This window comes from Cupriavidus sp. HPC(L), from assembly GCF_000307735.3.
Classification (GTDB): Bacteria; Pseudomonadota; Gammaproteobacteria; order Burkholderiales; family Burkholderiaceae; genus Cupriavidus.
Genome location: NZ_AMPR02000143.1, coordinates 1 through 7738, shown reverse-complemented (window position 1 = coordinate 7738; position 7738 = coordinate 1). Strand labels below are relative to the sequence as shown.

The window sequence follows — 7738 nt, the reverse complement described above, 5'->3', positions numbered from 1 at the left end:
CGAAGATCGCCGCGACCGCGCCGAACGACAGCCAGAATCCCGCCGCCCGCACCGCCCAGGGGTCGAGGGCCAGCGCCACCGCCGCAGCCCAGGCCAGCACCAGCGACGCGGGCGGCCGGCGCTGCCACCACAGCGCCAGCGCGGCGACGGACACCATCGCCACCGTGCGTTGCGCCGGCACCTCCATTCCCGACAGCAGCCCATAGGCCAGCGCCATCGCCACCGCCACCAGCGCCGCCGCCCGCTGCGCAGGACAACGCAACGGCAGCGGCCGCCGCAGCCATCTGCCCAGGCCGAACGAATACCGCCACAGCGCCCTCGCCAGCGCACCGGCCAGCCCGGAAATCATCGTGATATGCAGGCCCGAAATGCTGACCAGATGGCCGATGCCAGTGCGGGTGAACCAGCGCCATTGGTCGGCGGCGATGCCGCTCTGGTCGCCGATCGCCAGCGCCACCAGCACGCCAGCCAATGGCGCCTCGGCCGGCATCGCGGCCAGCATGCGCGAGCGGATCCACGCGCGCCAGCGCGCGATGCGCCAGGCCGGCCGCAGGGCCACCGGCGCTGCGGGGCGGGCCGCCAGCACGTAGCCCGTCGCACCGATGCCCCGCTGCAGCAGCCAGTATTCGTAATCGAAGCCATGTGGATTGGCGAGGCCGTGCGGTCGCTTCAGCCGTACGGTCAGCGCCAGCCGCGTGCCGGGCAGCAGATCGGGCGGCGCCTGTTGCCAGCCGAGCGACAGCAGCGGCGGCAAGCCGGCCGGCCTGTCGCCGTCGACCGTGAACGCGAAACGCAGGCTCTCGCCGTTGCCGGTCGGCAGTCCCGACACCACGCCCGTCAGCGACAGCGTGACGCCTTCGAACTGCGCCGCAAGCCGCTCGGCCAGGCGACGCTCGGCACGCCAGGCGGACCATGCCGCGCCGGCGATCAGCGCGGCCAGCACAGTGGCCAGCAAGCGGACATGGAAGCCGATCGAGGAAGGCTCCGGACGCCCGGCAAGCGGCGACAGCGCGATCACCACGACCAATGCGGCCAGACCGGCGGTCACGCCGATCGAAGCTGGCGGCAGTGCCGGCAATTGCTGCACCAGCCAGCAGCCCGCGACGAAGGCGCACAGCGTCAGGCGCATCGTGTCCCGGCAATAGCGGCCCCAGCAACAGCGGCCGCAGCAATGGCAGGAACAGCAGGCGCCGCAGAGAACGAAACGACGATAGCGGCTGCAACGACCGCACGCACCGCAGACATGCACGCCCCCCCAATCAAGGGATCACGATGCCCGCGTTTATACCGCCGGGCGGCGGCCCGGAACTTGTCAGTCCGTCACGGCGGAGGACGGTGCCATCGTCGCGGCAAAGGCGGCCAGCCGGGGCAGCGCCTCGACCGCATTGCGCCAGGTCGCCTGGGCCAAGGTGTCCGCGTCGATGCCGCGCAGTTCGGCCAGCACCCGCGCGACGCCCGCGACCTCGGCCGGCGTGTTGCGCACCTTGCGTTGCTCGCCGAACTGGTCGTCGGTCAGCCAGGCCGGCGCGATATCGGGCGCATCGGTCTCCAGCACCAGCGCGTCCAGCGGCAGCTCTACCGCCAGCCGTCGGATCTGCCGCGCGCGGCTGAACGTCACGTTGCCGCCGAAGCCGAGCTTGAAGCCCTGCTCGACGAAGCGCTGCGCCTGCTGCGCGCTGCCGTTGAACGCATGGGCGATGCCGCGCCGCACGCCGACGCGCCGCAGTTGCGCGGCGACCTGGTCCTGCGACTTGCGCACATGCAGCAGCACCGGGAGATCGAACTCGCGCGCGATCTTCAGCTGCTCGACATAGAGCCAGGTCTGGTGCTGCGCGTCGAGGCCCGGCACGAAGAAATCCAGGCCGATCTCGCCGATGCCGACGAAGCGCGGATCGGTCAGAGCGATCTCGACCTCGCTGCGCAGCGCGTCGAGATCGGCCTGCCCCGCGCCGGGCGTGCACAGCGGATGGATGCCGAGCGCATAGACGCAGGCCGGATGGCGATGCGCCAGCGCGCGTACCGCCGCGAAGTTCGACACCGCCACCGCCGGCAGCACGATGCCGCCGACGCCGGCCGCGGCCGCGGCCGTCACCACCGCGCCGCGGTCCTCATCGAACTCGGCCGCGTCGAGGTGGCAATGGGTATCGATCCACATCGGCGATGAACTCCGGCGCGCCGCGCTCAGCGTTCGCGATGCAGATGGCCGTCGCGCAGCCGCAGCACGCGGTCGCAGCGATTGGCCAGATCGAGATCGTGGGTGACGATCACGAAGCTGGTGCCCAGCGTGCGCGACAGCTCCAGCATCAGGTCGTAGACGCCGCCGGCCGTATGGTCGTCGAGGTTGCCGGTCGGCTCGTCGGCCAGCACGCAGGCGGGCTGCCCCACCAGCGCGCGCGCGATCGCGACGCGCTGCCGCTCGCCGCCGGACAGCTCGCCGGGACGGTGCTTGGCACGCTCGCCCAGGCCCACGCGCGCCAGCATCGCCTGCGCGGCCTCGCGCGCCTCGCCCTGACGCAGGCCGCGGATGCGCATCGGCATCGCGACGTTGTCCAGCGCGGTGAACTCCGGCAGCAGATGGTGGAACTGGTAGACGAAGCCGAGCGAGCGGTTGCGCACGAGGTTGCGCTCGGTCTCGCGCAGATCGGTGAAGGGCTTGCCGAGCAGCGCGACGCTGCCCGAATCCGGATTGTCGAGCCCGCCCAGCACATGCAGCAGCGTGCTTTTGCCGGAGCCCGAGGCGCCGACAATGGCGACCTTCTCGCCGGCATCGACGCGCAGGTCGACGCCGCGCAGCACCTCGACGTCGAGCCCGCCCTGGCGGAAACGCTTGCACAGGCCCTGCGCGCTCAGGATCGGTTGCGAGGCGGCGGTGGCGCCCGCCGGCGCGGCCTCGGGCCAGGCGTCGGGGGAAGCGGTGCGGTTCAGCATGGCCTCACTCATAGCGCAGCGCCTCCGCGGGGTTCACGCGGGCGGCGCGCCAGCTGGGATAGAGCGTGGCCAGGATGGCCAGCACGAAGGAAATGGTGCCGATGGTGGCGATGTCGTTCACGCGCGGGTCCGAGGGCAATTCGCTGATGAAATAGATGTCGCGGGGCAGGAACTGGACCTGCAGGATCCGCTCGATGAAGGGCACGATCACGTCGATATTGGTCGCGATCAGCGTGCCGCCGAGCACGCCGAGCACGGTGCCGATGAAGCCGATGGCCACGCCCTGCACGATGAAGATGCGCATGATCGAGCCGGGCTGCGCGCCCATCGTGCGCAGGATCGCGATATCGGCCTGCTTGTCGGTGACGGTCATCACCAGCGTCGACACCAGGTTGAAGGCCGCCACCGCGATGATCAGCGTCAGGATGATGAACATCATCCGTTTCTCGGTCTGCACCGCGGCGAACCAGTTGCGGTTCTGCTTGGACCAGTCGCGCAGATAGAGCTCGCCGGACAGCGTGCCGGCCAGCGCATCGGCGACCTGCGGCGCGCGCTGCATGTCGGCCAGCTTCAGCCGCAGGCCGTTGGGACCGTCGAGCCGGAACAGCGTCTGCGCGTCCTGGATGTCGATCAGCGCCAGCGCGCTGTCGAACTCGTAATGGCCCGACGAATACACGCCGACCACGGTGAACTGCTTGAGCCGGGGCAGCACGCCGGCCGGCGTGATGGTGCCCTGCGGCGCCACCAGCGTGACCTTGTCGCCGACGCGCACGCCCATCGCCGCCGCCAGCTCGCCGCCGAGCACGATGCCGAAGCCGCCGGGCTGCAGCTCGTTCAGGCTGCCGGCCTTGAACTGCTTGCCGATGTCCGAGACCTTGGGCTCCTCGGCCGGGTCGACGCCGCGCAGCAGCACGCCGCGCACGATGTCGTCGCGCGTCAGCATCGCCTGCGCGGCGACATAGGGCGCGGCGCCGACGACCTCCTTGTTGCGCATCGCCTCGGCGGCGGTGCGGCGCCAGTCGGGCAGCGTGGACGGGCCGATCACCTCGATATGCGCCAGCACCGACAGCATGCGGTCGCGGACCTCCTTCTGGAAGCCGTTCATCACCGACAGCACGACGATCAGCGCCGCCACGCCGAGGGCGATGCCGAGCATCGAGATCATCGAGATGAACGAGATGAAGGTATTGCGGCTGGCGCGTTTGCTGGCGCGGGTATAGCGCCAGCCAATCTGCCACTCGTAGGGAAAGTTCAAGACGGTTCCTGTGTTCGTTGCCAATGCGCGAAGGGCCCTGCCGGGCCGCCATCGCCTCCGCGGCGCCCGCGGACGCCGCGCAAATCCTGCGCAAATCCTGCGCGAATCCGGTGAATCGGGACGCGCCGGCCAGCCGCGAGTTTACAATCTCGCCAACCATGACGACGCACCTGACCCTGATTGTGCCCTTTTCGGTCCCGCCCGGCGCGGATACCGAGGGCCTGGACGAACCGAACGGCGCCGGTGGCGGCATTGCCGGCGCGCTGCTGCGCCAGTTGGAGTTGCCGGCGCTGGGAAAGTTGCTGACGCGCGCCGGCGCCACCGCGCGCGAGCGCCACGGGGCGGGCTACGACCCGACCGCGCTGCGCTCGCTGCCGCACGAGCGCTGGCTCGCCGCGCGCGCAGGCCTGGACACCGCGCGCGTGCCCACCGCCCCTTACATGCGGCTGGCCGACCATGGCGCCGCCGCGGCGGGCCGTGACGAGGGTTCCTGGGTCTGCCTGCAGCCGGTCCATATCCATGCCGCGCGCGATCATCTGGTGCTGATGGACCCGGCGCTGCTGACGCTGGACGCCGCCGAATCGGCCGCGCTGCGCGAGGCGATCGCGCCGCTGCTGGACGATTCGGGCATCGCGCTGGATACGCCGCACCCCGGCCGCTGGTACCTGCCCGAAGCCGTGTTCGGCCCGCTGGACGCTACCCCGCCGCTGCGCGCCGCCGGCCGCAATATCGACGTCTGGATGCAGTCCGGCCCGCGCGAGCGCGACTGGCGCCGGCTGCAGAACGAGATCCAGATGACCTGGTTCGACCATCCGGTCAACCAGGCGCGCGAGGCCAGCGGCGCGCTGCCCGTCAACTCGGTCTGGCTGCATGGCGGCGGCGCGCTGAGGCCGGTGCCGCGGCTGGCCGATACGGTACTGGCCGACGATCCGCTGCTGCGCGGGCTGGCGCTGGCGGGCGGCGCCGCATGCCGGCCGCTGCCATCCTCGCTGGCATCGCTTGAATCGCTGGATTCCCTGCAGGCCGGGGGCAGCGCCATGGCGCTGCTCGATGCCTGCGTCTCGGCCTATATCGCCGAGGACTGGGGCAGCTGGATCGAGCGGCTGCATGCGCTCGAGGCCGACTGGTTCGCGCCGGCGCTGGCCGCGCTCGAAGCGGGCCGGCTGCAGGCGCTGACGCTGGTGCTCGGCGGCGACGACCATCACGCCGAATTCACCGTGCGCCGCGGCGACCTGCGCAAGTTCTGGCGCGGCCTGGGGATGCGCGGCGACTGGCGCGCGCTGCTGTCCGATCTGGCGCTGGCGGCATGAGCACGACCATGCCGATGCCAACGCGCCCGTTCCACCCGTCTTGCTCGCTTGGCCGCCGCCCCGGCCCCTGCTCCGCTATCGTTCCGACCCCATGACCCGCATCGCGATCCGCCCCCACCAGCCCGACCACGCCAGCGCCCTCGCCGCGCTGGGCCTGCATCCGACGCTGGCGCGCATCCTGTCGGCGCGCGGCGTCACCCATGCGCGCGAGCTGGCCACCGATCTGCCCGAGCTGATGGCCCCGCAGGCGATGAAGGGCATCGACCGCGCCGCGGTCTACCTGGCCGACGCGATCGCGGCCCGCCGCCGGCTGCTGATCGTCGCCGATTACGACTGCGACGGCGCCACCGCCTGCGCGGTCGGCGTGCGTGGTTTGCGGATGCTCGGCGCCCAGGTCGACTACATCGTGCCGAACCGCTTCGAGTACGGCTACGGCCTGACGCCCGAGATCGTCGCGCTGGCGGCGCAACGCAATCCGGACGTGATCGTCACCGTCGACAACGGCATCGCGAGCGTCGATGGCGTGGCCGCGGCCAATGCGCGCGGCATCGACGTGGTCGTCACCGACCACCATCTGCCGGGCGACCAGTTGCCCGACGCGGCGGTGATCGTCAATCCGAACCAGCCGGGCTGCGGCTTCCCCAGCAAGAACCTGGCAGGCGTCGGCGTGATGTTCTACGTGCTGCTGGCGCTGCGCGCCGAACTGCGCCAGCGCGGCGTGTTCACGCCGGCCAGCCAGCCGCGGCTCGACACGCTGCTCGATCTGGTCGCGCTCGGTACCGTGGCGGACGTGGTCAAGCTCGATACCAACAACCGCATCCTGGTCGCGCAGGGCCTGAAGCGCATGCGGGCGGGCCGCATGCATGCGGGCGTGGCCGCGCTGTTCCGCGCGGCCGGGCGCGAGGCCAGCCGCGCCACCACCTTCGATCTCGGCTTCGGCCTGGGCCCGCGGCTGAACGCCGCCGGCCGGCTGGCCGACATGTCGCTCGGCATCGAATGCCTGCTCAGCGACGACGCGGAGCGCGCCTGGGAGATCGCGCAGCAGCTCGATGCGATGAACCGCGAGCGGCGCGACATCGAGGCGGGCATGCAGCAGGAAGCGCTGCAGATCCTCGAGCGTCCGCTGGACGGGCTCGATCCGTCGTCGCGCTTTACCGTCAGCGTGTTCAACGACACCTGGCACCAGGGCGTGATCGGCATCGTGGCGTCGCGCCTGAAGGAGAAATTCCATCGGCCGACGATCACCTTCGCGCCGGGCGACGAGGCCACGATCAAGGGCTCGGGCCGCTCGATTCCGGGCTTTCATCTGCGCGATGCGCTCGACCTGGTCTCCAAGCGCCATCCCGGTCTGCTCGTGAAGTTCGGCGGCCATGCGATGGCGGCCGGCCTGACGCTGCGCGCCGGCGATTTCGAGCGCTTCATGGACGCGTTCGAAGGAATCGGCCGCGAATGGCTGACCGACGATCACCTGGCCCGCGTGATCGAGACCGACGGCGAGATCGAGGACCACTGCTTCGATCCGGCCTTCGTCTCGCTGCTGGAGCAGCAGGTATGGGGCCAGGGCTTTCCGCCGCCGACCTTCTGCGGGGAGTTCGACGTGCTGCGCCAAACCGTGCTCAAGGGCAAGCATCTGAAGCTGCAGCTGGGGCGCGGCAAGCGCCAGTTCGACGCGATCTGGTTCAACCACGCCGACACGCTCGGGGCCAGCGCGATGGTCGCCTACCGGCTCGACAACAACACCTTCAACGGCGTCACGCGCGTGCAGATGGTGATCGAGCACGCGCAGTAGCAAGGAACGTCCCGGTTGTCGCCCCCGCGCAGGCGGGGGTCCAGCGGCTTGTGCGGCCAGGTTTGCAGTCGCTGGATCCCTGCCCGCGCGGGGACGACAAGACCGGCCGCTTATCCCCGCGCCGGCAGCATGCTGGCCGGATCGACCGGCTTGCCGTTGCCGCGCACCTCGAAATGCAGTTCGCTGGCGGCGGCGCCCATGCGGCCCACCACCTGGCCGGCGTCGACGTGGGCGCCTTCCTTGACCATCGGCTGATCCAGGTTGCCGTAGACGGTCAGCCAGTCGTCGTTGTGCTTGACGATCACCAGCGTGCCGTAGCCACGCAGCGCGCCGACGTGGATCGCCCAGCCGGCCGCGGCCGCCCGTACGGTGCCGTTGGCCGGCACCGCGATGCGCAGTCCCTTGCTCGACGGCGGCGCATAGCCGTGCGTGACCGTGCCGTCCGCCGGCCATTGC

The 7738-nt window shown here is 70.8% G+C and carries 7 protein-coding genes; 2 read left to right on the top strand and 5 right to left on the bottom strand.

What is annotated here, in order from left to right; translation table 11 throughout:
* From B551_RS10285 to B551_RS10270, 4 genes are all read right to left on the bottom strand, one after another.
* Nucleotides 1-1129 (bottom strand): ComEC/Rec2 family competence protein (locus B551_RS10285; protein WP_023264023.1); only part of this gene is annotated, 1129 nt, incomplete at its 3' end.
* Nucleotides 1130-1312: 183 nt separating this feature from the next.
* On the bottom strand, nucleotides 1313-2155 hold the full coding sequence (locus tag B551_RS10280) for a TatD family hydrolase (protein ID WP_006580197.1): 843 nt from the start codon (nucleotides 2153-2155) through the stop codon (nucleotides 1313-1315).
* 26 nt (nucleotides 2156-2181) lie between these two features.
* Nucleotides 2182-2940, bottom strand: coding sequence for a lipoprotein-releasing ABC transporter ATP-binding protein LolD (gene lolD, locus B551_RS10275; RefSeq protein ID WP_043438656.1), 759 nt, complete (start codon nucleotides 2938-2940; stop codon nucleotides 2182-2184).
* Nucleotides 2933-4183, bottom strand: coding sequence for a lipoprotein-releasing ABC transporter permease subunit (locus B551_RS10270; RefSeq protein WP_006579673.1), 1251 nt, complete (start codon nucleotides 4181-4183; stop codon nucleotides 2933-2935). Before B551_RS10270 ends, lolD begins: the two co-directional genes overlap by 8 nt.
* Nucleotides 4184-4341: 158 nt before the next feature.
* On the opposite strand from B551_RS10270, the gene B551_RS10265 reads away from it, so the two are divergent.
* Both B551_RS10265 and recJ read left to right on the top strand, forming a co-directional pair.
* Complete coding sequence (locus B551_RS10265; RefSeq protein ID WP_043438658.1) at nucleotides 4342-5493, top strand: hypothetical protein; 1152 nt, start codon at nucleotides 4342-4344, stop codon at nucleotides 5491-5493.
* Nucleotides 5494-5584: 91 nt separating this feature from the next.
* A complete protein-coding gene (gene recJ, locus B551_RS10260; RefSeq protein WP_023264021.1) occupies nucleotides 5585-7282 on the top strand; it encodes a single-stranded-DNA-specific exonuclease RecJ in 1698 nt (565 codons plus the stop codon).
* Between the two features lie 110 nt (nucleotides 7283-7392).
* Here recJ and B551_RS10255 read toward each other — a convergent pair.
* On the bottom strand, nucleotides 7393-7738 hold a 346-nt coding region (locus B551_RS10255), incomplete at its 5' end, for a murein hydrolase activator EnvC (protein ID WP_006580095.1).